Consider the following 26,943-nt stretch of genomic DNA (forward strand, 5'->3'; position numbering starts at 1 on the left):
TGTCAGTCCAGCACGCGACCCCGCCCGGCTTTGATGCCGCTGCGCTTGGCCTTGCCCTCCAGCCGGCGCTGCTTGGAGCCATAGGTCGGCTTGGTTGCGCGGCGCGCCTTGGGCACGTGGGCGGCGGCCTGCACCAGCTCGATGAGGCGTGCGACGGCGTCCGCGCGGTTGCGCTCCAGGCTGCGCGAGTCCTGGGCCTTGATGACGACGACGCCTTCCGACGTGATGCGCTGGTCGGCCCAGTTCAGCAGCCGCGCCTTCACGGCCTCGGGCAGGCTGGAGGCGCGGATGTCGAAGCGCAGGTGGACGGCGTTGGAAACCTTGTTGACGTTCTGGCCACCGGGGCCGCTGGCGCGGATGGCATCGAACTCGAGTTCGTCCGGCCGCGGGGTCCAGTGGAGCTCAGGCACTGTGCACCGGCACGCGTGGCGCGATGGCGCACATCAGCTCATAGCCGATGGTGCCCGCGGCCTGCGCGACCTCGTCGATGGGCAGGCGCGAGCCGCGCGGGCCCTCGCCCCACAGCGTCACTTCGCTGCCAAAACCGCTGGCTGGCAGCTCACTCAGGTCCACCGCCAGCATGTCCATGGACACCCGGCCCAGCGTGCGGGTGCGCTTGCCGTCCACCAGCACCGGCGCGCCCGTGGGCGCGTGGCGCGGGTAGCCGTCGGCATAGCCGCAGGCGACGATGCCCACGCGGGTGGCCTTCTCGGCCGTGTAGGCGCTGCCGTAGCCCACGGTGTCGCCGGGCTGCATCTGCTGCACGGCTATGACCTTGGAACGCAGCGTCATCGCCGGGCGCAGATCCCAATGGGCGGCGTCGTGTTCCGGGAAGTCGGGCACGCCGCCGTAGCTCATGATGCCGGCGCGCACCCAGTCGGCCGCTGTGCGGCCCGGATGGCGCAGCGTGGCAGCGCTGTTGGCGATGGTGCGTTCGCCGGCCAGGCCGTCGGCCGCGGCCTCGAAGGCGGCGAGCTGGTGGGCGATGCCGTCGACGCCCTGACGCATCGCGTCGGCGTCGGAGAAGTGCGTCATCAGGCCGATCTCGTCGACTTGCGGCAGGGCCTCCAGCCGCGCATAGGCGGCGCGGAAGGCGGCGGGCGTGAAGCCGAGGCGGTTCATGCCCGAGTTCAGCTTCAGGAAGACGCGATGGGGCTCGTGCGTCTTGTGCATGGCCAGCCAGTCGATCTGCTCTTCGCAGTGCACGCTGTGCCAGAGCTTGAGGCGCGAGCACAGCTCCAGGTCGCGCGGCTCGAACACACCCTCCAGCAACAGGATGGGGCCGCGCCAGTCCAGCGCGCGCAGCCGCTCGGCCTCGGCCAGGTCCAGCAGCGCGAAGCCGTCGGCGGCACGCAGGCCTGGATAGGCGCGCTCGATGCCATGACCATAGGCATTCGCCTTCACCACGGCCCAGACTCGGGCGTTGGGGGCTTGCGCGCGTGCGCGGCCCAGGTTGTGAGCGAGCGCTTCGGTATGGATCAGGGCTTCAATCGGGCGTGGCATGGCCGGATTTTGCGCTCGGGCTTGGGGCGCTACCGCCGAACTAGGGGCGTGCTATAAACCCGCGCCGCACCCGTTTATCGGCCTATAAGCAGAGACAGTTCAGGATTGCGCCCCGCCCGATGAAACGTGGCTTCTACACCATCATGTCGGCGCAGTTCTTCAGCTCGCTGGCTGATAACGCGCTCTTCGTCGCAGCCGTCGAGCTGCTGCGTTCCTCCGGCGCCGCCGAGTGGCAACGCGCCGCGTTGGTGCCGATGTTTGCCCTCTTCTACGTCGTGCTGGCACCCTTCGTCGGTGCCTTTGCCGACGCGGTACCCAAGGGCAAGGTGATGTTCTTTTCGAACAGCATCAAGGTGGTCGGCTGCCTGATGATGCTGTTCGGCGCCCACCCGCTGGCGGCCTACGCCATCGTCGGCCTCGGCGCGGCGGCCTACTCGCCGGCCAAGTACGGCATCCTGACCGAGATGCTGCCGCCGTCCCAACTCGTCAAGGCCAACGGCTGGATCGAGGGGCTGACCATCACCTCCATCATCCTGGGCGTGCTGCTCGGGGGGCAGTTGATCGGCGACCGGGTCTCCCACCTGCTGCTGCTGATCGACATGCCCATGGTCGACACCGGCATCGACAGCGCGCCCGAGGCCGCCATCGCCAGCCTCGTCGGCCTGTATGTGGTGGCGGCGTTGTTCAATCTGCGCATCCCGCGCACGTCGGCGCCGCTGCAGCCCTTCGCGCACAGCTTCCTGGGACTGGTGCGCGACTTTTCCTCCTGCAACAGCCGGCTGTGGCAGGACAAGCTTGGCCAGATCTCGCTGGCGACGACGACGCTGTTCTGGGGCGTGACGGGCAATCTGCGCTACATCGTGCTGGCCTGGGCCGCGGTGGCGCTGGGCTACGGCACGACGCAGGCGTCCTCGCTGGTCGGCGTCGTGGCCATCGGCACGGCCGTGGGTGCGGTCGTCGCGTCCCTGTATTGCCGCCTCGACCGCGCGATGGCCGTCATCCCGCTGGGCATTGCGATGGGCCTGCTCTTCATCCTGATGGTCTTCATCAGCAATGTGTGGATTGCCGCGCCCTTCCTGATCATCCTGGGCGGCATCGGCGGCTATATGGTCGTGCCGATGAATGCGCTGCTGCAGCACCGCGGCCACAACCTGATGGGGGCCGGGCGCAGCATCGCGGTGCAGAATTTCAACGAGCAGGCCTGCATCCTGGGCCTGGGCGCCTTCTACACGGCGATGACACGCTTCGGCCTGTCGGCCTTCGGCGCGATCACCATCTTCGGCGTCGCAGTCGCGGGCACGATGTGGTGGATCCGGCGCTGGCACCAGCGCAACCTCGTCGAGCACAAGGAAGAGGTCGAGCACCTGCTCGACCTGGCCCGCACCGATCACCTGCCGCAGGACCGCTGATCGGCCCTGCCGGGGTCAGCTGCTGGAACTGCTGCTGCCGCGGCCCTTGCGGCCGGTGGTGACCGGGATCAGGTGCTTGCCTTCCAGCACCATCTCGATGTGCTCGCTCCAGGCGCGGGCGATCTTGAAGCAGCCGCTGTGGTTGAGATGGATCTCGTTGTGCCAGTCGCCGCTGATGCCGGTGGAGCCGGGCGCCGCCAGGGCCAGGGGCACGGCGGTCGAGTCGAAGACGAAGAGGCCGGGGAAGGTCTCCTTGTCGGCGGCCATGCTCTTCAGCAGCTGGGCCAGGTGGAAGACCATCAGGCGGCTGACGGCCGCCCAGTCGGCGCTGGGCACGCCATAGGCCTTCAGCGCCGGGAACAGCCAGGGGCCGCTGGCGCCCAGGTCGTCGCCGCCCTCGGCGCCGGCCGGGCGCGGCATCGGCACGGCATAGCAGTGCATGAAGACGGGCTTGGCCGCAGACGGGCCCTGGTTGCGCAGGCTCAGCAGATGCTTGACGTTGGCGCGCAGGTATTCGGCATAGGTGGCCCAGCCGGGCTCGGAGAAATAGCGCGCGACGCCGGCCGACGGCGGGCCCCATTCGGTCTGGCGGCGCAGCAGGCGCAGCTCCAGCGGGATGGGCTCGCCATTGCCGTTGTGTGCCGGCGTGCGCGCGGCGGCAATCAGGTCATTGCCACCGGCGGACAGCAGGATGCCGTCCCAGGTCGGCGCGTCGGGCCCGTTGAGCAGGCGCACGAAGTCGGGGTTGGACTGCAGGTCCACCATGTGCGACAGCGAGTTGCCGGTGCCGGCGCAGTTGACGGCGGCCGTGTTGGCCTTGAAGACCAGCTCCTGCAGCAGGTTGGCGTGGGCGTTGAGTTTGGCGCGCGCGTTCGAGAACCACGAGTCCCCTTGGGCCAGCAGCTTCCAGCGGAAGGTGCTGAAGTCAGGCGGTGTGCGTCCGGCCAGGTCGGCCGGGGTGTAGCAAGCCAGGTGATCCATGTATGGGGTGGTGTCCGAAGTTGCTGACTGGGGCCTGTCCCGTGGGGCGGGCTGCGCAAGTTCGCGCGATTGGAAGGCCTGCCGCGCGGACGGCGCCATGCTACAAACCCTCGGGCCAGCCCAGGGTTAGCATGGGCAGCCTTTCTAGGGAGGAAGCCCCCATGAGTGATCGCGGCGAGAGCGTCTTTGACTTCCAGGCCGTTTCCATCCGCGGGGAGCCCGCCGACCTGGCCTCGCAGCGCGGCAAGGTGCTGCTCATCGTCAATACGGCCAGCGAATGCGGCTTCACGCCGCAGTTCAAGGGCCTGGAGCAGCTCTGGGAGGATTACGGCCCGCAGGGCCTGGTCGTCATCGGCTTCCCGAGCAACGAGTTCCGCGGCCAGGATCCCGGCAGCAACGACGAGATTGCCAGCTTCTGCGAGCTGAACTACGGCGTCAGCTTCCCGATGATGGCCAAGATCAAGGTCAACGGCGGCGAGGCCCACCCGCTGTGGAAGTTCCTGAAGAGCGAGAAGCCCGGCTTCCTGGGCACCGAGGCGATCAAGTGGAACTTCACCAAGTTCCTGATCGGCCGCGATGGCCAGGTCATCAAGCGCTTTGCGCCCAACGAGCCGCCGGAGAAGCTGCGCGGCGACATCGAGGCGGCGCTGGCCGCTTCCTGAGAGGCGCATCAACGCGGCAGGGGCGCCCGCCACAGCCAGCGGCTGCGGCCCCGCCTGACCTGGCCGGCGGCTTCGGCCTCGCCCAGCAGTTCGTTGGCCGTCTGGCGTGACAGATGGGCCAGCCGGGCCAGTTCGGCCTGCGTCGCCTGCACCTCGACCCAGCCGTCGTCCGCCGTGCGGCCGCGCTCGCGGGCCAGTTGGGCCAGGGCCAACGCAAAGCGTTCCGCCGCGCTCTGGTGGCGGGCCGCCTGCAGCAGGCGCAGCGTGCCGTCGTAGCGGCAGGCGAATTCGGCCAGCAGCGCACGCGCGAAACCCGGCACTTCGTCCATCAGGCGTGTGTAGGCCTCACGGCCGAACACCAGCACCTCGCTCGCCCCGCGCGCGACCGCCTCGTATTCCGACGGCCGGCCGGCAGCGAAGGCGGCCAGGCCGAACAGGCGCGGCGGGCCGACGTTCTCGATGACGGAGACCGTGCCGTCGGCCGCCGTGAAGCGGGTCTCGATCTCGCCGGCCGCCACGGCGTAGAAGGCCGTCGTCCGCTGGCCCTGCACGAACAGGCTTCTCCCGCCGGCCAGGCGCCGCCTGGCAATGCCGGCGGCGATGTCGTCCGGCAGCGCGATGCCGGGGAAATGGACCTCGAAGACGCGTTGCAGCGCGGGATCATGGGACATGCCGCATTGTCGGCTGGCCGACACAAGCCGTCGGCTGCCCTGCCTATGCTGGGCGCATGGACAGACAAGCCCTATCGACGCTGCTGAGCCGCTTCGGCCTTGAGGAATGCAGCCAGGAACCCCTCTACGTGGCGCTGTGCCGAATTGCCGCGCAGGACGACAAGGCCCTGGCCCTGCTGGCCGAGGCGCCCGCCGAGCAGCGCAAGGCCAATCTGCTGCTGGCCGCCCTGCATGAGCGCGTGCTGGCCGGCGCCGCACCCGAACTGGCGGCGTATTACCGCAGCGCGGGCGGCAGCCGGGAGCCCGATGCCGGTCTGGCCGCTGCGCTGGCGGCCTGCCTGGAGCGCGAATGGCCGACGCTGCTGCGCCATCTGCGCGAAGGCGCCACGCAGACCAACGAGATCGCTCGCGGTGCCGCCATCTGGCCGGCCCTGGGCGAGGCGGCGCGCGCGACCGGCTCGCGCCATCTCGCGCTGCTGGACTTCGGCTGCAGCGCCGGTCTCAACCTCGGGGTCGACCAGTACGCCTTGCGTTACCGCGATGACCAGGGTGTCCTGCACGACCGCGGCCCGGCGCGCGACGGCCGGCGCGCCGAGATCGAATCCCGCTGGCTGGGTGCTGCGCCGCTACCGGCGGCGGCCGATTGGCGCCTGGCGCTGCGGCATGGCCTGGATCCCGCCCCCGTCGACCCCGGTGACCCTCGGCAGTTGCGCTGGCTGCAGGCTTGCCTGTGGCCGCACGACGACACGCGCCGCCAACGCCTTGCGCGGGCCGCGGCCCAGGTCAAGGCCTTGCCGGTCAACCTGGTCCAGGCCGGTGACTGCATCGCCGCCATCGAGCCCTGGCTGGCCGGCCTGCCCGCAGGCGTGCAGCCGGTGCTGCTGACGAGTTGGGTGCTGTATTACCTGTCCGCCACCGAACTGGCCCGGCTGAGAGCGGCGGTGGACCGCCTCGCCCTCAGCCATGGCCTGGCCTGGATCTGCGGTGAGCTGCCGGCCTTGAGCGCGCATGACACCGCCGCTCCGCCTCTGCCCGAACTGCCTGCAGGGGAGGTGGCCTCATCGGCCACGCTTTGGATGCTGCGCTGGGCCAGGGCCGACCGGCCCTGCGCAAAAGCCCTGGGCTGGTCACATCCGCACGGCCGCTGGGTGGCCTGGGATGGCGCCGATCCGGGGCCCTAGGCCTAGGGGCGTGACTTACAAGTTAGGGATGTCGGGATACTTTGCAGTTTGTAAAGACGGGCTGGTGAGTTGGTGGTAAGTCTTTGACATGAAAGGGGTTTTTTGGCTGGCACGGTGCCTGCTAAACCCAGGTGTCCGGGTTTGCGGGGCTCGTCATGGGCGGCTCCAAGAACGTCAGGGGGGATCCCCGCAAATCCGGCAAGACGGCATCGCCAAGAACTCTCTTCATCAACCTCAACGAGCAGCCCATGTCCATCATTTCCCGCTTCATGCGCGGCGCCCTGGCCTCCCTGGCCCTGGCCACCGCCACCTTCTCCGCTTCGGCGGCCCCCACCACCCAGCTCGGCTTCCTGATCGACGCCTCCGGCAGCATCGGCATCGCCAACTTCAACCTGATGCGAAATGGATACATTTCGGCGCTGGGCGCCCTGCCGCAGGACGGCAGCATCGAGGTGACGATCTACACGTTCTCGAGCAGTGCCGCGGTGCTCGTCGCTCCTCTGGTCGTCTCGAGCGCTGCTGACATCGCCACCATCACCGCCGCCCTGAACGGCTTCTCCTATGCCGGTGGCGGCACCAACACGGCCGATGGCATCCGCAGCATCTCGGGCGCGATGCTCGCCTCTGGCAACTACAACGCCGGCCTGCGCAGCATCATCAACCTGGCGACGGACGGCGTGCCCAACAGCCAGCCCGACGCCATCGCCGCCGCCGCTGCGGCTCGCCTCGGCGGTATCGACGCCCTCACGGCTGAGGCCGTCGGCGCAGCGGGCGCGGCCCCCTCGATCGCCGAGATGGTGTTTTCGCCCCTCTGCGCTGTCAACGCCGGCTGTGGCGTCGTCCTGCCGGACGGCAGCATCCCCACCGACCCGATGACCTCTGCCAACCCGTGGGTTCTCGAGATCAACAACTTCGCTGACTTCCCGGTCGCCATCAACGCCAAGGTGCAAGCCATCGTGAACCGCGTGCCGGAACCGGGCTCCGTCGCCCTGGTCGGCCTGGCCCTGGGCCTGGTCGTCGTGGCTCGCCGCAGCCGCAAGGCCTGATAACTGTCCTTCCGTCATTTCGGCGGATGATCGAGACCGGCCTCTGGCCGGTCTTTTTGTTTGCGAACCCGAAAGCTTCCCCATGCGTATCTCCTTCTCGCGTGCCCTGGGCCTGGCCCTGCTGGGCCTGACCGCGGTCTCCGCCCATGCCGACTGCAGCACCAAGGACCGCAGCGAGCAGGTCGCCGTGGTGCTGTGCAGTGCCAACACCAGCCAGGACGCGCTGAAGGCCGCTGGTGTGGCCGCCTGCAAGGGCAAGCAGGTCTGCAATGCCTGGATCTGGGAAGACGCGAGCAAGCTGCCCGCCAAGGCCCCCGCCCTCGACAAGGAACTGCCCAAGAGCGCCAGCGGCGCCGCACGGGCCGTCTGGATCAACGACACCCAGCATCTGATGGAGTTGCGCAAGGCGCGCTGACAGGCCGGCGACGACCCGGATAATCGCGACTCCCCAACGGAGTCCGCCCCATGTTCGAGCACGTCGACGCCTATGCCGGCGATCCCATCCTGAGCCTCAACGAGGCCTTCCAGAAGGATCCTCGCGCCGGCAAGATCAACCTGTCCATCGGCATCTATTTCGACAACGACGGCCGCATCCCCATGCTGCCTTCGGTGCGCGCTGCCGAGCTGGCCGTCGTCGAGGCGGCCGGTGCACGGCCCTATCTGCCGATGGAGGGCGCCGCCAATTTCCGCAGCGCCGTGCAGGTGCTGCTGTTCGGCGCCGATCACCCGGCGATTGCCGCCGGCCGCATCGCCACCATCCAGGGCGTGGGTTCCAGCGGTGGCCTCAAGGTCGGCGCCGACCTGCTGAAGCGCTACTTCCCCGACAGCAAGATCTATCTGTCCGACCCGACCTGGGACAACCACCGCGCCGTCTTCGAAGGCTCGGGCCACAGTTGCGAGAGCTACCCCTATTACGACCCGGCCACCGGCGGCCTGCGCTTCGACGACATGCTGGCCTTCTTCAAGGCCCTGCCCACGCGCAGCATCGTCGTCATGCACGCCTGCTGCCACAACCCCACCGGCGTCGACCTGACGCAGGAGCAGTGGCGCGCCCTGGTGCCCGTCATCCGTGAGCGCGGCCTGCTGCCCTTCCTCGATCTGGCCTACCAGGGCTATGGCGATGGCATTCATGAAGACGCCTTCGCGCCGCGCCTGCTGGCCGACGAAGGCCTGTCCTTCCTGATCGCCAACAGCTTCTCCAAGAGCATGAGCCTGTACGGCGAGCGCTGTGGTGGCCTGAGCGTCGTCTGCCCGGATGCCGACCAGGCCGCGCGCGTGCTCGGCCAGATGAAGTTCATGATCCGCCGCAACTACTCCAACCCGCCCATGCACGGCGGCCAGATCGTCGCCAAGGTGCTGACCGATGCCAAGCTGCGCGTCATGTGGGAGGCCGAGGTCAAGGAGATGCGCGAGCGCATCCAGTCCATGCGCCGCCAGCTGCACGACGTGCTCGCCGCCAAGCTGCCCGGCCGCGACTTCAGCTATTTCCTGACCCAGCGCGGCATGTTCAGCTACACCGGCCTCACCGCCGACCAGGCCGAGCGCCTCAAGACCGAGTTCGGCGTCTACATCCTGCGCTCCGGCCGCATGTGCGTGGCCGGCCTGAACACCCGCAACGTCGAGGCCACGGCCGAGGCCATGGCCGCCGCGCTGGCGGGCTGATTTGAGCCGCGTGCCCACCTGGGCGGCCGGCCTCGCGCTCGCCTTCGTGGCCGGCGCGAGCGTGGCTGCCGAGGCGCCCCCGGCGGTCGATGCGATCACCTGGGTGGTCAGCAACACCATGGCGGTGCCGGACGGCGACCGGATGCGGCGCCCTGCCGACGAGCTGACGCAGTGGCTGCAGGCGCGCCTGCCTGGCGTGGCCTTCAAGCCCGTCGTGGCCAATGCCGAGCGCAGCTGGGCGCTGATTCGCGAGCAGCGGCACGCCTGCCATGCCGGTGCGGCCCGCACGCCCGAGCGCGAGCGCCTAGCCTATTTCACCAACACCTGGCTGGTGCCCCCGCCCCAGCTCATCGTGCGCCTGGACCGCCGTGCCGCGCTGCCGCTGGACGCGAGTGGGGCTGTCGACCTCGAGGCCCTGCTGGCCGACGCGTCGCTGCGCGGCGTGGTGACCCAGGGCCGCAGCTATGGCACGGCGCTGGACGCCATGCTCGGCGCAGCACCCGCGAGCCGGCAGCTGCAGAGCGTGTATGGCGGCGATTACGGCAGCAACCTGCTGCCCATGCTCATCCAGGGCCGGGGGGACTACACCCTGGACTACCCGAACACCCTGGTGGCCTTCGCCAGCCGGCCGGCTGGTGAATCGCAGCCCTCCAGCCGGCCCGCCGGCGAATCGCAGCCCGCCAGCCGTTCCCCGGGTGACCAGCTGGCCGCCCTGCCCATCAAGGGCGCGAGCGACCCCGTCGTCAGCGGCATTGCATGCCCCCGCACGCCCTGGGGCCAGGCGGCCATCCGGCTCATCGACGCGGCCCTGGGCACACCCGAGGGAGCGGCCATGCTGCGTGACACCCTGCGCGTTTCGCTGCCGCCCGACACCCAGCGGGCCTACCGAGACGCCTGGGACGGCTTTTTCAAGCAGCGCGCCCGGCCGACGCCGGGGCTCTGAGCGGGCCGCGCGCCATAACGCGGGGTGATGGCCGCAGCCGCCGCTTTCATTGGCCGCTGACGGCGCCCCTCTTTACCCTGCCGCCCAAGACAAGGGTCCAAGGGCAGGATGAAGCATTGCGTGGTGATCGGCGGCGGTGTGGTGGGCTTGACCACCGCCTGGGCGCTGCTGGAGCGTGGCCACGGCGTCACGCTGATCGAGCGCGACGGCGAAGTGGCGCAGGGCGCCAGCCGGGCCAATGGCGGCCAGCTGAGCTATCGCTATGTGTCGCCGCTGGCCGACGCCGGCGTGCCGCTGAAGGCGCTGCGCTGGCTGCTCGACCCCGATGGCCCGTTGCGCTTCAAGCCCGAGGCGAATTGGGCGCAGTGGGCCTGGCTGATTGCTTTCCTGCGCAACTGCCGCGGGCCGGTCAACCGCCGCACCACCGAAAGATTGCTGGCCCTGGGCGCCTACAGCCAGGCCTCCTTCGCGCGGCTGCAGGCCGAGGCGCAACTGGGCGACAGCATAGCACTGCGCACGCCGGGCAAGCTGGTCGTCTACCGCAAGCCGGCGGAATTCGCGCGCGTCGCCGCCCGTGTGCAGGGCAGCGGCGCCGAGCAGGCCTTGTCGCATGACGATTGCGTGGCCCTGGAGCCGGCGCTGTCAGACACCGAGGCCACATTGGCCGGCGGTATCTTCACGCCCGGCGAGGCGGTGGCGGACTGCCATGCCTTCTGCACCGAGTTGCATGCACGCTTGCGCCAGCACGAGCGCTTTCGTGGGCAGGTGGGCGCGCGCGTCAATGGCTTTCTGACCAGCACGCGTGGCGCCGTGTTCGGTGTGCAGACCGATGCGGGCGACGTCACCGCCGACGTCGTCATCCTCGCCGCCGGCCTGCACAGCCGCGCGCTGGCGGCCACCGTGGGTATCGAGCTGCCGCTCTATCCGCTGAAGGGCTACAGCCTGACGGCGCCCATCCAGCCCGGTCACCGTCCGCCCGAGGTCAGCGTGACCGATTTCGAGAAGAAGATCCTCTACGCCCGCATCGGTCAGGAGCTGCGCATCGCGGCCATGGTCGACCTCGTCGGCGACGACCTCAGCCTGGACGCCGGCCGCCTGGCCTCGCTGCAGCGCTCGGTGCGCGCCACCTTCCCCAACGCGGCCGACTACGACCGCGCCACGCCCTGGGCCGGCCTGCGCCCGGCCACGCCCAGCGGCGCACCCATCCTCGGCGCCAGCGGCGTGCCCGGCCTGTGGCTCAATGTCGGCCATGGCGCCCTGGGCTTCACCTTCTCCTTCGCAACGGCCAATATCGTCGCCGAGTTGGTGTCGGGCCGCGCGAGTCCGCTGCCGTTGGAAGGGCTCAGCCTGTGAGCGCTGACGAGCTCGTGCAAGCCTTGCTGGAGGCCGTCCGCGCCCAGCATTTCGAGCAGACCGCCGACAGCCTGCGCGGCGGCGAGCCGCTGGACGCGCCGCCCAGCATCGACCTGGCGGTGGCCGTCTTCCCGCGCGGTGGCGTGGCGCCGGTCTGCGCCAATGTGCTGTTCTCGCGCGAGCATCCGCAAGGCTTGGTGGCGCGCTTCGACGCGACCACCGGCGCCGTGGCCAACATCGCCTTCCACGCCGACGTGCGCGACGCCAAGGGCGATTCCTATGCCTGGCTGCCCGGCGCAGATTGGAACCGCATCGACTTCCCCGCCTGGTTCGGCCAGGGGCCGCGCTTTGTCGCGCCCTATCCGGCCTCGCTGCTGAAGATGATGGTGGCCGTCGGCGTCGCCCGCCTCGTCGATGCCGGCCGCAGCGACTGGGCCCTGCCGCTGAACTTCGCGGGCAAGACCCGTCCTATCGCCGACTGGCTGTTCGACATGATCACCGTCAGCAGCAACGAGGCCACCTCGGCCCTGGTCGCCCACCTGCATGAGCGCGGCGCCATTCGTCGCGAGGGCGATCGCGAGGTGCACAACGAGATGCGCGAGCTCTTCAAGGCCGCCGGCCTGCCCGGCCTGATGATCGCCAACACCCAGCCCGACGGCGGCTGGGGCAATGGCGCCGGCTCGGGCGTCGGCCAGATCCAGACGACGGCCTGGGATGCGCTGCGCCTGATGTGGCGGCTGGACGCGGACGCGCCCGTCGCGCCGGCCCTGGTCAGCCCCGCCAGCCGCGATGTCATCCGCCGCGCGCTGGATGCGCAGAAACTGCATCACAACCTCAGCAGCGAGTCGCTGCGTGCCCTGCCCGGTTGGGTGCCGGGCATCCCGGCACCCTTTGCGCACAAGACCGGCAACACGCAGAACTACACGAGCGACGCCGGCATCGTGCATGACGGCGAACTGCATTACCTGATCGCGATCACGACCAGCCTGGGCATGCGCTACGCGCCGCATCCCGACGCGTCGACGACCTGGAAAGTGCCCGCCCTGGGCGCTGCCATCCACGCATGGCTGAAAACGAATTCCTGATTCCGCCGCTGAATCCGGGCGCGACGGTGGCCGTCATCGCGCCGGCCGGGCCGCCCAAGCCCGGGCGGCTGGATCCGGTCGAGGGCTGGCTGCGCGAGCGCGGCTACCAGGCGCGCTTGCTGCCGAGCTGCTTTGGCTCACCGCCGCTGGACTTCCTGGCCGCCCCCGACGCCGTGCGCCTGGCCGATGTCCACACGGCCTTCGCCGACACGGAAGTCGATGCCGTGCTGGCGCTGCGCGGTGGTTCGGGCTGCATCCGCCTGCTGGACCATCTCGACCTCGGCCTGCTCGCGCACACCCGCAAGCTGCTGATCGGCTACAGCGACCTGACCGTGCTGCATGCGCTGCGCACCCAGGCCGGCATTCCCTCCCTGCATGCGCCCATGCCGGCCAGCGACTGGGGCCTGCCCGGCGCCGAGGCCGACACCGACGCGCTGTTCGACGGCCTGGCGCGCGGCTGGCGCGTCGGCGATGTCGTCGGCCAGGCGGCACCGCATGCGCTCAGTCATGGCGGCCGCGCGCGCGGGCGCCTCATCGGCGGCAACCTGGCGATGTTCTGTGCGCTGCTCGGCACGCCCTATCTACCGAACGTTGACGGGGCCCTGCTCTTCATCGAGGACATCAGCGAGGAGCCCTACCGCGTCGACCGCATGCTCACGCAGCTGCGTCTGGCCGGCGTGCTGAGCCGCGTTGCCGGCCTGCTGGTCGGCAGCTTCAGCGGTTCTGAGAGCCCCGACGCGGTGCTGGCCGACCATCTGCCGCGACTGCGCTGCCCCGTGCTGGCCGGCTGGCCCTCGGGGCATGGCCAGCCGAACCGGCCGCTGCCCCTGGGTGTGGCCGCCGAGATGGATGTGGCGGCGGTGCGGCTCACCTTGATCTGAGGCTTCCAAAAAAAACAGCCCCGACACAGGGCGGGGCTGGAAACCGGCTTTCGGGGCCGGCAGGGAGTAAGTGGTCGTCAGAACATGCGGTACTCGACACGCAGCGTGTAGGCGCGGCCGCGCGGGTCGGCCACGCGCGGTTCCCAGCTGGAGCCTGCACCGGTGTTGGTGTCGTAGGTGACGCTGAACGGCGGGTCTTCGTTGAGCAGGTTCTTGATGCCGGCCGTGATCGTCAGGTTCTTGATGCCGCTCCAGGCCAGGCTGGTGTTGATGGTCGAGTAGGCCGCGACGCGTGGGCTCCAGTTGGTCGGCTTGACGGTGCCGTTGGCGACGCCGGGCAGCACGAAGTCCTGGTAGCCGGTGCGGTAGACATGCTGGACCGTCGCGGCCCAGTCGCCCTCGGTGCGCGTCAGCGTGGCGGTGTGCTTCCAGCGGATGCCCAGGTCGCCGGCGCGCGTGAAGCGGCCGACCTCGCTGCTGCCCATCGGCGCGCTCGGCACCAGGCGCGACTTCTTGTCCAGCAGATAGGACACGTCGAAGCCGCCCGTCCAGGCCGCGCCCAGCGCGTTGATGCTGCCGCGCGTGCTGAACTCCAGCCCCTTGGTGATGGTCTCGCCGGCGTTCACATAGCGGGTGTCGACGGCGACGATCTTGCCGGCACTGTCGCGGATGAAGTTGTCCTGGAAGTACTGGTAGTTGTCGGCCAGCGTCGTCAGGCCAAAGGACTGGATCGTGCCCTCGCGACGCACCGACCACCAGTCCAGGCTGGCCACCAGGTCCTTGTTGGGCTGGAACACCATGCCGGCGCTGTACATCTTGGCCTCCTCGGGGCCGAGGGTGGCCTTGCCGCCGAACAGCGTGCTGAAGTCGCGCACGCTGGCGCAGCCCGGCGTGTTGGACACGACGCGCGTCGGGCAGGTGGCCGGGTCGGTGAAGTCGGCGCCGACGAAGGTGCTCTGCGTCACCGGGTCGAACATCTGCTTGAAGGTCGGCACGCGGAAGCCCGTGCTGTAGGCGCCGCGGAACAGCAGCTGCTCCAGCGGGTTGTAGCGGATCGAGATCTTGGGGTTGGTCGTCGAGCCGAAGCCGGTGTACTCGTCGCGGCGGATGGCGCCGGTGATTTCCATGTCCTTCATGACCGGCACGGCCACTTCGGCGAACACGGCCTTGATGGTGCGCTTGAGCGTGCCGGCCGTGGCCAGCGCGTTGTCGAAGGGCACGTTGAAGATCAGCGCGTCGACGGTGTTGGCATTGGGGCGCAGATCGCCGTCGAATTTGTACTTCTCGGTGCGCGAGTCCAGGCCGACGGCGGCCATCACCGTGCCGCCGGGCAGCTTGAACAGCGGACCGGAGATGGTCGCGTCGGCCTGCTGCATCGTGAACTTGCCGCCGTACAGCGTCACGCCCTTGGCCGAGATGGCGTCCAGGGCCTTGAGGGCTTCGGGCGTCTGCTCCAGCGAGAAGGGGTTGAGCACGCCGGTGTTGATCAGGTTGGCGAAGGGCTGCCAGTAGTGGTAGCCGGTGCCCACGGTGGAGCTGCCCTTGCTCTCGGCGCGCGAGAAGCCGACGCGGTAGTCCCAGTCCTTCAGGAAGGGCAGGGCGCCGTCGGCGCCGATCAGGTAGCGGGCCGTGTCGGCCGTCGTCTCGATCTCGCGGTTGCCGCAGGGCATGCAGCGCCAACGGAAGGCCATGCCCAGGCCGCGGTTGCCGGCCAGTTCGGGGAATGACTTGACCAGCGCGTCGAAGATCTGGTTGTACGACGCACCGGTGCTGGGGTAGCGCAGGTCGCGGAAGGGGCTGGGCACCGTCGTGCCGTTGGGCAGCGAGGTGTTGGAGGTGTTGGTGCCGCTGGTGATCTGGTTGGGCGAGAAGCTCTTGGTGGACTCCGCGCGGCCGAGCACGGCCTCGCCGAAGATCTGGTGCTCACCGAGCTTGAAGGTCATCCGCGTGACCAGGTTGGTGTTCTTGATGGGCTGCTGGATGACGGCGGCGCGGCCGGTGTCCCAGGCGCAACCGTATTTGGACGCGGCCGTGGCCCACAGCGCTTCCTGGTAGGGGCTCATGCCGTCCACCGACGAGCAGCCGGCGCCACCGGGCAGGTCCAGCACATTGATGCCGTTGACGCGCAGTGCCGAGTTGGCGAAGTCGACCGGGCCGGCCGTGTTGCTGCGCGTGCCATTGGGCTGGGTCACCGTCAGCACGTTCTCCTTGGTGCCGGCGACGCCGAACAGCGTCGCGATCGGCGTGCCGCGCGTGTCGGGTGCCAGGCCGCGGTCGGGCTGGTAGGTGTTGACGAAGTCGCGCTGGTCGCCGCGCAGCACCTTGTTGTCGCGCACCGACAGCGAGGCCAGGAAGTTGAAGCCGTTGGTTTCCAGGTTGCCGTAGCCGGCCGTCACCGAGGCGCCGTAGATCTCGCCGCCCTTTTCCTGCGGCACGTCGGCCAGCAGGTTCATCGTCAGGCCGCTGTAGTTCTGGCGCAGGATGAAGTTGATGACGCCGCCGATGGCGTCGGTGCCGTAGATGGCCGACGCGCCGTCCTTCAGGATCTCGACGCGGTCCAGGGCCGCGAACGGGATCTGGTTCAGGTCCACCGTGCCGCCATTCAGGCCGTGGGCCGCCACGCGGCGGCCGTTCAGCAGGATCAGCGTCGCATTGCTGCCCTGGCCGCGCAGGTTGGCGCTGCTGGCACCGTTGTTGCCGCGCGCGGCGCCGTCAACGACGTCGGCATTGCCGGCCAGGTTGTCCAGGCCGTTGCCGTTGATGTTGAGCTGCATGATCATCTGCTCGGCCGATGCGATGCCGGCGCGCTCCAGCTCCTTGCGGCTGATGACCTGGATGGGCAGGGCGCCTTCGTCCTTGATGCGCTTGATGCTGGAGCCCGTCACCTCGACGCGCTCCAGTCGCGTGCCTTCGTTCTGCGCCAGCACGGCGCCTGTGTAGGCGGCGAGGCCGACGATGGCGAGTTGGGCGACGAGACGGTTCAACTTCATCTGGGGGCTCCTGAACGTGATTCGATTGCCGTCGATGTTCGCCGTCGCGCGGGGGCGCGCCCATGGGGCGGCACCCCAGGTGTTGCGCGGATTTCAATGAATGCTTGTGCGCTGCGCATAACCTGCGGGAATGCGTGCCTGTGCGAAAGCACGGCTGCGGTGCGCGGCGGCCCCTCTACAGTGCCCGGCGGAGGAATTTCGGATGCGATTGATCACCGAGGCCGAAGTCGCGGCCACGCTTGACCCGGACAGCGCCGTCGCGGCCCTGCGCGCCGCCTTTGCCCAGCATGGCCGCGGCCAGGCCCAGGTGCTGGCCCGCCATCGGGCCACCGCCAGCCATGAAGGCGCGGCCCTGGCCATCAGCGCGATGGGCGCCATCCTGGACGCGGACGGTGAGCTGCCGGCCGTGCTCGGCACCAAGGTCTATTCGGCGCGCAACGGCCGATACAACTTCCTCGTCAGCCTGTTCTCGGCGGCTACGGGCGAAGCCATCGCGACGCTGCAGGCCAATGAGTTCACGCGGCTGCGCACGGCCGCGGCCACGGCGGTGGCGGCCGACCTGCTGGCCTTGCCCGAGGTGAAGACGCTGGCCGTCTTCGGTGCCGGCATCCAGGGCCGAGCTCATGCCGAGGCGCTGACACGGGTGCGCCGCTTCGAGGGCGTCCTCGTCTGCGCGCGCTCGGGGGCCGAAGCCTTCGCGGCCGAGTTGCAGGCGACGCTGGGCCTGCCGGTGCAGGCCGTTGATGCGGCGACCGCGGCGGCCGAGGCTGACGTCATCGTCACGGCGACTCGCTCCGCCACGCCGCTGTTCGACGGCGGCCTCGTCAAGCCCGGCGCCTTTGTCGCTGCGGTGGGCTCCAGCACCAAGGCGGCGCGCGAGCTGGACGATGCGCTGCTGGGTCGTGCGTCGCTGGTGGTCGTCGAATGGCGCACTGCCGCCGAGCTGGAAGCCGGCGACATCGTGCAGGCGGCGCCAGGCGTCATCGCGCCGGAGCGTCTCGTCGAGCTGGGCGAACTCATCGTCAGCCCCCGCCAGCGCGGGCCGCAGGACATCGTCGTCTACAAGAGCGTCGGCATCGGCCTCGAAGACGTGGCGCTTGCCCGCCTCGTCGCCCACCGCCTGGGAGCCTGCTGATGCGTTGCTGGCTGCTCGCTGCTGCGCTCGCCCTCGCGGGCTGCGCGACGACCTCCGTGCCCGACCCCGTGCAGGCGGCCCTCGACCAGGCCGGCCTGCCGGCCGACAGCCTGGGCTTTGTGCTGCAGCCGCTGGACGGCTCGCGGCCGGTAATCAGCCGACGCGCTGACGACCCGATGTCGCCGGCCTCGACGATGAAGCTGGTGACGGCCACCGTGGCACTGGACAAGCTCGGCATCAACCACCGCGGGCGCACCGAGCTGCTGGCCGGCTCGGCACCCGTTGGCGGTGTCATCGACGGCCCGCTGATCCTGCGCGGCGGTGCCGACCCCGATCTCGACTGGCCGGCGCTGTGGTGGCTGCTGCGCCAGCTGCGCGAGAGTGGCGTGCGCGAGATCCGCGGCGGCCTCGTCGTCGACCGCACGCTGTTCAAGCCGACCCGCTTCGACGTCGGCCTGCCGCCCTTCGACGACGCGCCGGAGTTCGACTACAACGTCATCCCCGACGCGCTGCACCTGAACGGCAGCCTGCTCGACTTCGAGCTGCAGGCCGGCGCCAGCGGCGTCGCCGCGCGGGCCCTGCCGGCCCTGCCGGGCTTGAGCGTGGACGCGAGCGCGATGACGCTGTCCGCGCGGCTCTGCAAGGACTGGGACGAGGACTGGAAACCCGCTGCCGTGCAGCCCGCCGGTGACGGCTGGGCGCTGAAGCTGCAAGGCGCCTTCCCGGCCGGCTGCCACCAGCGTGCGCCGCTGCAGATCGTCGACCGGCAATGGCTGGTCACGCATGCGCTGCGCCAGTTCTGGGCCGAGCTGGGCGGCGCCATGGGCCCGGGCGATGTGGAAGCCGGTTCGCCGGTGGGGGCGATCGTGCTGGCCACCCATCGCGGCCGACCCCTGGCCGAGGTGCTGCGCGGCGTCATGAAGCGCAGCGACAACGCGCTGACGCGCCTCATCTATCTGCAGCTCGGCGCCCAGGCGGCGCAGGGCGGCGAGGCCACGCTGACCGCATCGGAGCGGGTCGTGCGCGACTGGCTTGGCGCGCATGGCGTCGACGCCAGCGCGCTGGTGCTGGACAACGGCTCGGGCCTGTCGCGCAGCGAGCGCGTCAGCCCGGCCCTGCTGGCCGGCGTGCTGCGCGCGGGCCAGCGCGGCGCCCAGGCGCCGGAGCTGCTCGGCACCCTGCCCATCGCCGGCGTCGACGGCACGCTGTCGCGCCGCCTGAAGGAGAGCCCGGCGACGGCCCGAGCGCGGCTCAAGACCGGCACCTTGCGCGACGCCGTCGGCCTCGCCGGTTTCGTGCCCGACGCAAGCGGCAAGCCCTGGGTCTTCGTCGCCCTGCTCAACCATCCCGAGGCCGCGCGCAGGGGGCGGCCGGTGCTGGATGCCCTCGTGAACTGGGTGGCGACGCAGCGCTGATGGCCCTATCCTCGACGCCAGGAGGGTGAGGATGGGCAAGCGATGGATGGCGGCCGGCCTGGCGGGCATGGCCACGCTGGCCTCGGCGGCGGACTTCCGCTTCGTCACCGAGGCGCTGCCTCCCTACAGCTTCGAGGCCGAAGGTCGCGCGGCTGGCCCCATGGTCGATGTGCTGCAAGCCGCCTGCGCGCGGCTGGAGTGGCGCTGCAGCGTCGAGATCCTGCCGTGGCGGCGCGCGCTGCGCATGGCCCAGGCCGGCGAGGTCGAGGGCATGTTCTCCATCGTGACGCCGCCCAACACGGCGCGGCCGCGCTTCCATGTGTCTCCGGCCGTGGTCGAGGGGCGCTATGTGCTGCTGGCGCGCAGTGGCGAGGCCCTGCGCTACGAGGGCGACGCACGCCTGCTCATGGGTCGGATCGTCGGCGTCTATGGCCCGTCCGGGGCGCAGGATGCGCTGAAGGCCCTCATCGACGGCGTGCCGGGCGCGCGTGCGGAGGTGGAAACCGACAACCGCGCCGTGCTGCGCAAGCTGGCCGTCGGGCGTTACGGCGAAGCCGGGCTGGCCCTGGCCAACGAAGGCGCCGCCCAGCACCTCATCCGCGAGGACGGTATCGCCGGCCTGCAGACGGTGGGCGTGGTCAAGACCTTCGGCTATGCCTTCGGGCTCAACAACCAGCGCGTCGATGCCGCTACGGCGGCGGCCTTTGCCAAGGCGCTGCAGGAGCTCTGCCGCAGCGGCCGCACGGCCGAGCTGCTCAAGCCCCATGGCCTGAGCGCGTCGGCCTGCGTCAAGTGACGGCCGGCTGCAGCAGCCGGATCGTTCCCGCCTCCGCATCCATCTCGGCCGGCGCACCGACCGGCACCGTCAGCTTGCGCTTGATGTGGCCGATGGCCGCACCCCGGTAGACGGGGATGTTCAGCGGCAGCAGGTAGTCGTCGAAGACCTCGTCCAGCGTCAGGCTGCCGTAGCCCTCGCCCGGCTCGCATTTGGTGAAGCGGCCGAGCACGACGCCGCTCAGCTGCGACAGCGCGCCGGCCAGGCGCAGCGTCGAGAGGCAGCGGTCGATGCGGTAGATGTATTCGTTGATGTCTTCCAGGAAGAGGAGGGCGCCGCGGCAGTCGGGGAAGTATGCCGAGCCGGCCATGGAGGCCAGCACGGTCAGGTTGCCGCCCACCAGCCGGCCCTGGGCCTTGCCGGCGCGGATCGGCGTGATGCGTTCCTCGCGGGCGATGAGGTCGTCCACGGGCTTGACCACCGGGTTGCGCAGCACGGCGGCCTCGGCATTCATCGCGATGGCCTTGAAGCTCTGCACCGAGTAGTCGTTCCACTCCGACACCGCCACCGGGCTGTGGAAGGTGACGAGGCCGGTCTGGCGGTGCAGGGCGTTGACGAGGCAGGTCAGGTCGCTGAAGCCGCCGAAGAACTTGGGCTTGCGGCGGATCAGCTCGTAGTCGAGCTTGTCGACGATGCGGTTGCAGCCCGAGCCGCCGGTCACGGCGAGGATGCCGGCGACCGCATCGTCGGCAAACATCGCATTGATGTCGGCGGCGCGCTGGGCGTCGGTGCCGGCAAACGGCCCGCGGCGCGCGGCCACGAATTCGCCCAGCTTGACCTTGAAGCCCAGGGCCTGCAGCACCTCGACGGCCATCTTCAGCGGCTCGCGCTCGAAGGTGGCGTTGGCGGGGCTGACGAGGCCGAGGGTGTCGCCGGCGCGCAGGCGTGGCGCGAGCAGCGGCCCGCCTGCGGCTCGCGCGGAACTGGCCGCGGCCAGCAGGCCGGCCGTGGCGGCGCTGAAGTGCAGTAGTTGACGACGTGACGGGTTCATATCGTTTGCAAACAGTCAGAAATGAGGGGCCAACCGCATACTCGGTCGCGTGGATTCGATGTTCTCGCGCGGCATTGTGTGCGGCATGGTGGCGGCCGTGCTGCGTCGTGGGCTGCCGATTGCTGTGGGGCTCATAACCAGCGCGGCCCAGGCCGATACCTGCCCCGAGCGGCTGCGCGTCGCCTTTCCCGAGGGGCCGGCCGAGCCCTTCATGCGCGGTCAGGGCGAAGATTTCCTGCGGCCGCCGGGGCTGCTGGTGGACTGGATGCGCAATGCGCTGCGTGAGCTGGGCTGCCTGGAGCGGGCCGAGATGCTGCGCCTGCCGGTGCGCCGCCTGCGCGCCATGATCGAGGGCGGCCAGATCGACGTGGTGGCCGGCGTCGGCGATGGCGGGCCCATCGCGGCCTTGCTGGCCCTGCCGCCCCGGGAAGGGCGCCGTGGCGAGTTCGACTTCAGCCTGGGCGTCGTCGAGTACGTGTTGTATGCGCGCCGGGGCAGCGGCATAGCCTGGGATGGGCAGGCGATCTCCGGCCTGGCGGCGGAGGCGCGCGTCGGTGTCACGGCCAGCACCCGCACCGAGATGCTGGCCAACGAGCGCGGCTGGGCTATGGATCTGGCGCCCAGCCACGAAAGCGCCCTGCTGAAGGTGGCCGCGGGCCGCACGCCCCTGCTGCTGATGCACAGCTATTTCGTCGACGACAGGCTGCGTCGCGACCCGCAACTGGCCCGGCAGATCGAAAGGCTGCTGCCGGCGGTGGAGAGGCGCCACCTCTTCGTGGGCGTGGCGCCGGCCCTGGCGCAGAGCGGCAAGGGCTTCACGCTGCGGCTGTGGCGGGCCTTGTGCAAGGAGTCCGCGGCCGCCAAGGCCGAGGGGGCCTGCCGCCTGCCGCCCTAGCGGGCAGTCCTCAAGGTGAATCTTCCAGGGCCTTCACAGGATTGACGCTGCGGCCCTGGCCTCGCTATGTTGCGCGATCCCGCGAAGAACAAGAGAGGAGCACCTCGTGAAGCAAAGCCTCATCGGCCTGTTGCTGGCCCCGCTGCTGCTGGCCGGCTGCATCAGCACCACACCCCAGGCCAGCCTGGACGACACCAAGAACTGCACGGCCATGGTGGCCGGGGGCTTCCGCAAGGTGGCCGACGAGCGCGGCGAGCGCTTCAACGGCAAGGTCGGCGAGCAGGTCGCCCGTTGCCGCGGCAGTGACAAGGCGGCCGCCTTCCGCCATACGCCCTATGTGGACTGGGCCAACTACTGGGCCACGGGCGACCAGGCCACGCTGCTGCCGGGCACGACGGGCGTCGGGAGTCATCTCGGCCCCAACGGCCGCGGCGTCGACGGCGCGCTGCTGGACCTGGAATACCAGCGCATGGAGCTGATCAAGTTCAACCTCTTCGACAACTCCGGCAGCTTTGCCGACTACGCCAACGGCCGCGAGGGCGTGGCGGGCGCCGCCATCAAGACCTGGCCCTCCATGCGGCTGCCGGCCGACTCGCCCTTCTACGCCGCCGTGGGTGGCGACGGGCAGCAGCTCTGCCAGGGCGAGCTGATCCGCTGGCGCCAGCTCAGCGGCATCTGCAACGACCTCCGCAACCCCAAGATGGGCTCGGCCGGTGCGCTGTTCGCGCGCAATGTGCAGTTCGAGGCCACCTACCCCGACATCAGCGACGACCAGCTGGCCCGCAACCGCCATGGCGACCGCCTCGCGCTGCTGCAGCCCGACCCCCAGCTGATCAGCCGCAAGCTCTTCACACGTGCGCAGACCGACCCCGCCAAATGCCGCGACGGCCAGGGCCTGCCCGGCAACCCGGTGGACGCCAACTGTGACTACCAGAAGGCGCCCTTCTTCAATGTGCTGGCGGCCTTCTGGATCCAGTACATGACGCATGACTGGTTCTCTCACCTGGAGGAGGGCCGCAATGCGCCGCAGTGGATGCCGGTGGGCTGCACGGGCGACGCGGCCAAGCTGGGCTGCCGGCCCGATGACCGCATCGACCGCGCCTTTGTCGCCGATGGCAATGCGCCGCCGCGCTACACGGCCGCCGACGGCAGCAAGCCGCTGGCGCGCGCCTTCCGCACCCATGCCAACAACAACACCGCCTGGTGGGATGCCTCGCAGATCTATGGCTACAGCGCGGTTTCGCGCCAGCGCGTGAAGCGCGACCCGGCCGACCCGGCCAGGCTGCTGATGCCCGCCGGCACGCGCGCCGGCGCCGGCGAAGCCCTGGGCCAGCTGCCCGTCTTCGCGGCGGGCGACCCCATCCTGCCGCAATGGGCCGGCCAGAGCGCGGCCGCCTTCCCGGACAACTGGAGCATTGGCGTCGGCTTCTACCAGACGGTGTTCTCGCGCGAGCACAACGCCTTCGTCGCCGAGTTCCGCCGCCGCGCTGCGGCCACGCCGGACGCGGATTCGGGTCTGCGCGACCCCGCGAACCCGACGGCCGTCGTGCGCTATCGCGACGTGACGCCCGATGTGCTCTTCGAAGTGGGCCGCCTCGTCGTCGCCGCCGAGATCGCCAAGATCCACACCATCGAGTGGACGACGCAGCTGCTCTACGACGAGCCCCTCTACCTCGGCATGAATGCCAACTGGGGCGGCCTGTTCGAAGGCCACCCCTTCGTGGAGAACGCGCTGGAAGCCATCGTCGTGCAGAACTACGGCAAGAGCAGCGACGCCAAGAAGGCCGGCCAGTGGTACTCGGCCCTGGCCTCGGGGCCGGGCATCTTCGGCCTCGGCGCCCGCGTCTACAGGGACGACAGCCTCTTCGCCCGCCACGACGCCAAGAAGGACGACGTGTGGAGCCTGTCCAACCCCGAGCATGTGAATGGCGGCGTCAACCACTTCGGTTCGCCCTTCAACTTCCCGGAGGAATTCGTCAGCGTCTACCGCCTGCATGCGCTGGTGCCCGACCTCATCGAGCTGCGCCACTGGGACAGCGACCCCAACCGCATCGCCGCCAAGGTGCCGGTCATCGAGACCTTCCGCGCCAAGGCCACGCCCGCATTGGCCAATGAAGGGGTGGCGGACTGGGCGCTGTCCATGGGCCGCCAGCGCCTGGGCCTGCTGACGCTGGGCAACACGCCGGCCTTTTTGCAGAACCTGGCGATACCGCGGCTGCAGTCCAGCACCGGCAAGATCGACGTCGCCGCCCTGGACATCATCCGCGACCGCGAGCACGGCGTGCCGCGCTTCAACGAATTCCGCCGTCAGTACGGCCTGCGCCAGCTGAGCAGCTTCGACGACTTCATCGACGCCCGGCTGCCGGCCGATTCACCCGAGCGCGCCCGCCAGCAGAAGGTCATCAACGACCTGCGCGGCATCTATGGACAGCACAAGTGCGATGCGAAGAAGGTCATCACGGCCGCGCAGAAGAACCTCGATGGCAGCCCCATCAACGACTGCCTCGGCAAGCCCGACGGCAGCCTGGTGGACAACGTCGAGGACGTGGACACGGTGGTGGGCTGGCTGTCCGAGTTCACGCGGCCGCATGGCTATGCGATCTCGGAGACGCAGTTCCAGGTCTTCATCCTGAACGCGTCGCGCCGCCTCTTCAGCGACCGCTTCTTCACCAGCAGCTTCCGCCCCGAGTTCTATGGGCAACTGGGCATCGAATGGCTGCTGAACAACGGCCCGACGGGCAAGCAGTTCGAGGCCAGGGAAAGCAACGGCCACCGCATCGAGGTCTCGCCCTTCAAGCGCGTGCTGCTGCGGACCGTGCCGGAACTGGCGCCCGAGTTGAGCCATGTCGTCAACGCCTTCGATCCCTGGGCCCGTGACCGTGGCGAGTACTACGGTCTGGGCTGGCAGCCGCGAAAAGGGGCTGAAACTGATCCGGCGTTCAAGCCCTGAGGTGAAATCGGGGGCATGAACTCAGACCTGCCCCCGCTGCCCCACCTGGCCCCTGGCCGCTACCGCCACTACAAGGGCGGCGAGTACGAAGTTCTTCATGTGGCGCGCCACAGCGAGACGCAGGAGGTCGTGGTGGTCTACCGGCCGCTGTACAACGACAGCGGCTGGTGGGTGCGGCCCTTCGAGATGTTCACCGGCACACTGGAGGTCGACGGCGTCGTGCGGCCGCGCTTCGAGCGCGTTGGCTAGAGACGATGGCCCGGCTGGGGAGGCTTGGTGGATGAATGAAGAGGGTCAGGCGCCGGACGCGCCTGTCGGCGGGCCGTTGCTGACGGCTGCGGCGCTGGACGACGGGGCACCCACAGGTGGCGGCGCGTCGTGGCTGCGTGAAGGCGCGCGTGTGCTGGCGTTTCGCCCACCGCGATGGGAGGGCTTGGAGGCTGCGCCGGCGACGGTGGCGGCGCCGATCCTGGCGGGCTATCTGCTGCAGTTCATTGCTCAGCGCCTGATGATGCAGGGCGCGCCGATGTTGCTCTGGCAAGGCTTTCTCGCCGGCTGGGCGGGCATCGCCATCATGGCCTGGCTGTGCTGGGTGGTGGCGCGGTCTCGCTCGGCGCAAGCGTCAGCGACGCCAAGACCAGCCACGCTGTTCGCGCTGGTTTGCATTGCCGGACTGCTGCTCGGGCTGTTGTTCGGCGGTGTCTTTCTCGGCATACGGGCCGCGTTCAATCCGTTTGAGGACTGGCCCCTGAGCCTGCAGCTGACGATGTGGCTGCTGCCCTTGTGCTGGGCGGGCCTGACGCAGCTCGTGCTGCTGTGGCGGGCAGCGGGTTCCGGGCTGGCGCGTGGTGCTGCCCTGTTGCTGGTCCCTATCCCGCTGATGCTGAACGGCTGGCTCGCGCCGCCGACATTCTGGTGGGCCGAGCCAGCGGCCAGTGCCGAGGCGGACGCCGAACCCGAGGTCGGGTTGCCGTTGACCGACGAGACCCTAGGCAGGCAAGCGCAGCTCGTCGCTGTTGCATTGCGGGGTCTGCGACCACCGCAGCCGGGCCGGGTCAACGTCTACGCAGCGACCTACGCGCCCAACGCCTCGGAAGACGTCTTCATGCGCGAGAGTGCCACCGTTGCCAAGACCATGCGCGAACGCTTCGGCGCGGACGGTCGTCTGGTGGAGCTGGTGGCCAACCGTGCCACCACCGACACGCTGCCCTGGGGCACGCCGGCCAATCTGCGCCAGACCATCACCCGCATGGCCGCCGTGATGGACCGCGACCGGGATGTGCTTTTCCTGCACCTGACCTCGCACGGCGGCCGCGACGGCAAGCTGGCCAACGACACCTGGCCGTTGAAGACCGAGCCCGTCACGCCCGACTTGCTCAAGCGCTGGCTGGACGAAGCCGGCGTGCGCTGGCGCGTGATCTCGGTGTCGGCCTGCTACTCGGGCAGCTGGATTGCGCCGTTGGCCGGCGACGGCACTTTGGTGATGACGGCCGCGGACGCGGAGCACACCTCCTACGGCTGCGGCAAGCGTTCGGAGCTGACCTTCTTCGGCCGAGCCATGTACGAGGATGCGCTGCGCAAGACCTGGTCCTTCACCGAGGCGCATGCGCAGGCGCGCCGGCTTGTCGAGGTGCGCGAGAAGGAGGCGGGCAAAAGCGACGGCTATTCCAACCCGCAGATCAGCGAGGGCGCCGGCATCCGCGGCGTGCTGAAGCGGCTGGCGGAAGAGCGTGCGCGCTGATCACGCCACCCGGGTCCAGTCCATCGACCAATCCATCACCCAGGTCTTGCCGCCGTCGCGAGACGCGGCCTGTTGCCAGCGGCAACTCGTCGGCGTGATGCGGTCCCAGACGCTGCGGTAGATCACCGGCTTGCCATCCTCCTCGGATTGCTCCTGGAAGATGCCGGCGCCGCCCTCGAAGCTGCCGGGCAGGCCTTGCCCACCCAGCTCGCCCGCGGCGCCGTTGACCCAGAAGTCGGACCACTGCGACTTCTTCACGTCGAGCAGGCGCAGACCCATGCCGCTGAACTGGCGCGCGGGGATGCGCAGCTCCTCGACGCTGCAGACGCCGGCCAGGATGGCATGGACGGTGGCCTCGCCTTCGAAGACATCCCAGACACCGTTGCGGCGCTTGTGGTTGAGGATCTTCCAGCGGCCGGTCAGAAAGTCGAAGTCGCCTGGCTTGCCGGGCGTGCGGGTGGTCGGCAGGGTGCCGGTCATGGCCGGCCCGGGCACGGGCTCGGCGGGGGCGGCGGCCGCCGCGGTGCCTGCAATCGTCATGGCGGCGGCGGCTTGCAGCAATTGGCGGCGGTCGGGGTCGGGCGTTGTCATGTCTCGTCCTTGTGTTGGGGATG

General features: G+C 69.7%; 24 protein-coding genes. 17 read left to right on the forward strand and 7 right to left on the reverse strand.

Annotated features, from left to right (window positions below; translation table 11 throughout):
* Window positions 1-2 precede the first annotated feature (2 nt).
* On the reverse strand, window positions 3-410 hold the full coding sequence (gene arfB / locus AC1DW3_RS00635; RefSeq protein WP_477927658.1) for an alternative ribosome rescue aminoacyl-tRNA hydrolase ArfB: 408 nt from the start codon (window positions 408-410) through the stop codon (window positions 3-5).
* The gene (gene alr / locus AC1DW3_RS00640; protein WP_477927660.1) at window positions 403-1,503 is read right to left on the reverse strand and encodes an alanine racemase; all 1,101 of its coding nucleotides are present in this window, start codon (window positions 1,501-1,503) and stop codon (window positions 403-405) included. The genes arfB and alr overlap by 8 nt, the downstream gene beginning before the upstream one ends.
* A 119-nt stretch (window positions 1,504-1,622) precedes the next feature.
* Here alr and lplT point away from each other — a divergent pair, with 119 nt between their 5' ends.
* Window positions 1,623-2,912, forward strand: coding sequence for a lysophospholipid transporter LplT (gene lplT, locus AC1DW3_RS00645; protein ID WP_477927662.1), 1,290 nt, complete (start codon window positions 1,623-1,625; stop codon window positions 2,910-2,912).
* A gap of 15 nt (window positions 2,913-2,927) precedes the next feature.
* On the opposite strand, the gene AC1DW3_RS00650 is transcribed toward lplT, so the two are convergent.
* On the reverse strand, window positions 2,928-3,893 hold the full coding sequence (locus AC1DW3_RS00650) for a hypothetical protein (RefSeq protein WP_477927664.1): 966 nt from the start codon (window positions 3,891-3,893) through the stop codon (window positions 2,928-2,930).
* 161 nt (window positions 3,894-4,054) lie between these two features.
* On the opposite strand from AC1DW3_RS00650, the gene AC1DW3_RS00655 reads away from it, so the two are divergent.
* Window positions 4,055-4,555 carry a glutathione peroxidase gene (locus AC1DW3_RS00655; RefSeq protein ID WP_477927666.1) on the forward strand — a complete coding sequence of 167 codons (501 nt, stop codon included), beginning with the start codon at window positions 4,055-4,057 and terminating at the stop codon, window positions 4,553-4,555.
* A gap of 8 nt (window positions 4,556-4,563) precedes the next feature.
* On the opposite strand, the gene AC1DW3_RS00660 is transcribed toward AC1DW3_RS00655, so the two are convergent.
* Window positions 4,564-5,226 carry a Crp/Fnr family transcriptional regulator gene (locus tag AC1DW3_RS00660; RefSeq protein WP_477927668.1) on the reverse strand — a complete coding sequence of 221 codons (663 nt, stop codon included), beginning with the start codon at window positions 5,224-5,226 and terminating at the stop codon, window positions 4,564-4,566.
* Window positions 5,227-5,282: 56 nt separating this feature from the next.
* Between AC1DW3_RS00660 and AC1DW3_RS00665 the strand changes: the two genes are divergently transcribed.
* The 8 genes from AC1DW3_RS00665 to AC1DW3_RS00700 all read left to right on the forward strand — a co-directional run bounded on the left by AC1DW3_RS00665 (window position 5,283) and on the right by AC1DW3_RS00700 (window position 13,377).
* Entirely contained in the window at window positions 5,283-6,407 is a 1,125-nt protein-coding gene (locus tag AC1DW3_RS00665) for a DUF2332 family protein (RefSeq protein ID WP_477927670.1), read from the forward strand.
* A 248-nt stretch (window positions 6,408-6,655) separates the two neighbouring features.
* On the forward strand, window positions 6,656-7,453 hold the full coding sequence (locus AC1DW3_RS00670) for a vWA domain-containing protein (RefSeq protein WP_477927672.1): 798 nt from the start codon (window positions 6,656-6,658) through the stop codon (window positions 7,451-7,453).
* Window positions 7,454-7,535: 82 nt separating this feature from the next.
* The gene (locus AC1DW3_RS00675; RefSeq protein WP_477927674.1) at window positions 7,536-7,868 is read left to right on the forward strand and encodes a hypothetical protein; all 333 of its coding nucleotides are present in this window, start codon (window positions 7,536-7,538) and stop codon (window positions 7,866-7,868) included.
* A gap of 50 nt (window positions 7,869-7,918) precedes the next feature.
* Window positions 7,919-9,115: an amino acid aminotransferase gene (locus tag AC1DW3_RS00680; protein ID WP_477927676.1), complete on the forward strand. Its 1,197-nt coding sequence runs from the start codon at window positions 7,919-7,921 to the stop codon at window positions 9,113-9,115.
* 1 nt (window position 9,116) lies between these two features.
* Entirely contained in the window at window positions 9,117-10,058 is a 942-nt protein-coding gene (locus tag AC1DW3_RS00685; RefSeq protein ID WP_477927678.1) for a hypothetical protein, read from the forward strand.
* Between the two features lie 108 nt (window positions 10,059-10,166).
* A complete protein-coding gene (locus AC1DW3_RS00690) occupies window positions 10,167-11,411 on the forward strand; it encodes a D-amino acid dehydrogenase (protein ID WP_477927680.1) in 1,245 nt (414 codons plus the stop codon).
* Window positions 11,408-12,496, forward strand: coding sequence for a serine hydrolase (locus tag AC1DW3_RS00695; RefSeq protein WP_477927682.1), 1,089 nt, complete (start codon window positions 11,408-11,410; stop codon window positions 12,494-12,496). Before AC1DW3_RS00690 ends, AC1DW3_RS00695 begins: the two co-directional genes overlap by 4 nt.
* Window positions 12,475-13,377 carry a S66 peptidase family protein gene (locus AC1DW3_RS00700; RefSeq protein ID WP_477927684.1) on the forward strand — a complete coding sequence of 301 codons (903 nt, stop codon included), beginning with the start codon at window positions 12,475-12,477 and terminating at the stop codon, window positions 13,375-13,377. Before AC1DW3_RS00695 ends, AC1DW3_RS00700 begins: the two co-directional genes overlap by 22 nt.
* A 77-nt stretch (window positions 13,378-13,454) precedes the next feature.
* Here the strand turns inward: AC1DW3_RS00700 and AC1DW3_RS00705 are convergent, their stop codons facing one another.
* The gene (locus AC1DW3_RS00705) at window positions 13,455-16,367 is read right to left on the reverse strand and encodes a TonB-dependent receptor plug domain-containing protein (RefSeq protein ID WP_477927686.1); all 2,913 of its coding nucleotides are present in this window, start codon (window positions 16,365-16,367) and stop codon (window positions 13,455-13,457) included.
* Between the two features lie 202 nt (window positions 16,368-16,569).
* Between AC1DW3_RS00705 and AC1DW3_RS00710 the strand changes: the two genes are divergently transcribed.
* Genes AC1DW3_RS00710 through AC1DW3_RS00720 form a run of 3 tightly spaced genes read left to right on the forward strand, consistent with a single transcriptional unit; the run spans window position 16,570 to window position 19,713 of the window.
* A complete protein-coding gene (locus AC1DW3_RS00710; protein WP_477927688.1) occupies window positions 16,570-17,502 on the forward strand; it encodes an NAD(P)-binding domain-containing protein in 933 nt (310 codons plus the stop codon).
* Entirely contained in the window at window positions 17,502-18,917 is a 1,416-nt protein-coding gene (gene dacB, locus AC1DW3_RS00715) for a D-alanyl-D-alanine carboxypeptidase/D-alanyl-D-alanine endopeptidase (RefSeq protein ID WP_477927690.1), read from the forward strand. The genes AC1DW3_RS00710 and dacB overlap by 1 nt, the downstream gene beginning before the upstream one ends.
* Window positions 18,918-18,948: 31 nt before the next feature.
* Complete coding sequence (locus tag AC1DW3_RS00720) at window positions 18,949-19,713, forward strand: substrate-binding periplasmic protein (protein ID WP_477927692.1); 765 nt, start codon at window positions 18,949-18,951, stop codon at window positions 19,711-19,713.
* Here the strand turns inward: AC1DW3_RS00720 and AC1DW3_RS00725 are convergent.
* Window positions 19,706-20,743 carry a S66 peptidase family protein gene (locus AC1DW3_RS00725; protein WP_477927694.1) on the reverse strand — a complete coding sequence of 346 codons (1,038 nt, stop codon included), beginning with the start codon at window positions 20,741-20,743 and terminating at the stop codon, window positions 19,706-19,708. The genes AC1DW3_RS00720 and AC1DW3_RS00725 overlap by 8 nt on opposite strands.
* A gap of 49 nt (window positions 20,744-20,792) precedes the next feature.
* Between AC1DW3_RS00725 and AC1DW3_RS00730 the strand changes: the two genes are divergently transcribed.
* From AC1DW3_RS00730 to AC1DW3_RS00745, 4 genes are all read left to right on the forward strand, one after another.
* Window positions 20,793-21,638, forward strand: coding sequence for a type 2 periplasmic-binding domain-containing protein (locus AC1DW3_RS00730; protein ID WP_477927695.1), 846 nt, complete (start codon window positions 20,793-20,795; stop codon window positions 21,636-21,638).
* A 106-nt stretch (window positions 21,639-21,744) separates the two neighbouring features.
* The gene (locus tag AC1DW3_RS00735) at window positions 21,745-24,588 is read left to right on the forward strand and encodes a peroxidase family protein (RefSeq protein WP_477927697.1); all 2,844 of its coding nucleotides are present in this window, start codon (window positions 21,745-21,747) and stop codon (window positions 24,586-24,588) included.
* 15 nt (window positions 24,589-24,603) lie between these two features.
* Window positions 24,604-24,837 (forward strand): DUF1653 domain-containing protein, encoded by a 234-nt coding sequence (locus tag AC1DW3_RS00740; RefSeq protein WP_477927699.1) that lies wholly within the window; start codon window positions 24,604-24,606, stop codon window positions 24,835-24,837.
* A 31-nt stretch (window positions 24,838-24,868) separates the two neighbouring features.
* The gene (locus AC1DW3_RS00745; RefSeq protein ID WP_477927701.1) at window positions 24,869-26,329 is read left to right on the forward strand and encodes a C13 family peptidase; all 1,461 of its coding nucleotides are present in this window, start codon (window positions 24,869-24,871) and stop codon (window positions 26,327-26,329) included.
* Here AC1DW3_RS00745 and AC1DW3_RS00750 read toward each other — a convergent pair whose 3' ends face one another.
* Window positions 26,330-26,920, reverse strand: coding sequence for a twin-arginine translocation signal domain-containing protein (locus AC1DW3_RS00750; RefSeq protein ID WP_477927702.1), 591 nt, complete (start codon window positions 26,918-26,920; stop codon window positions 26,330-26,332).
* Window positions 26,921-26,943: the final 23 nt, after the last annotated feature.

Source organism: Roseateles sp. P2_H4, assembly GCF_056403315.1.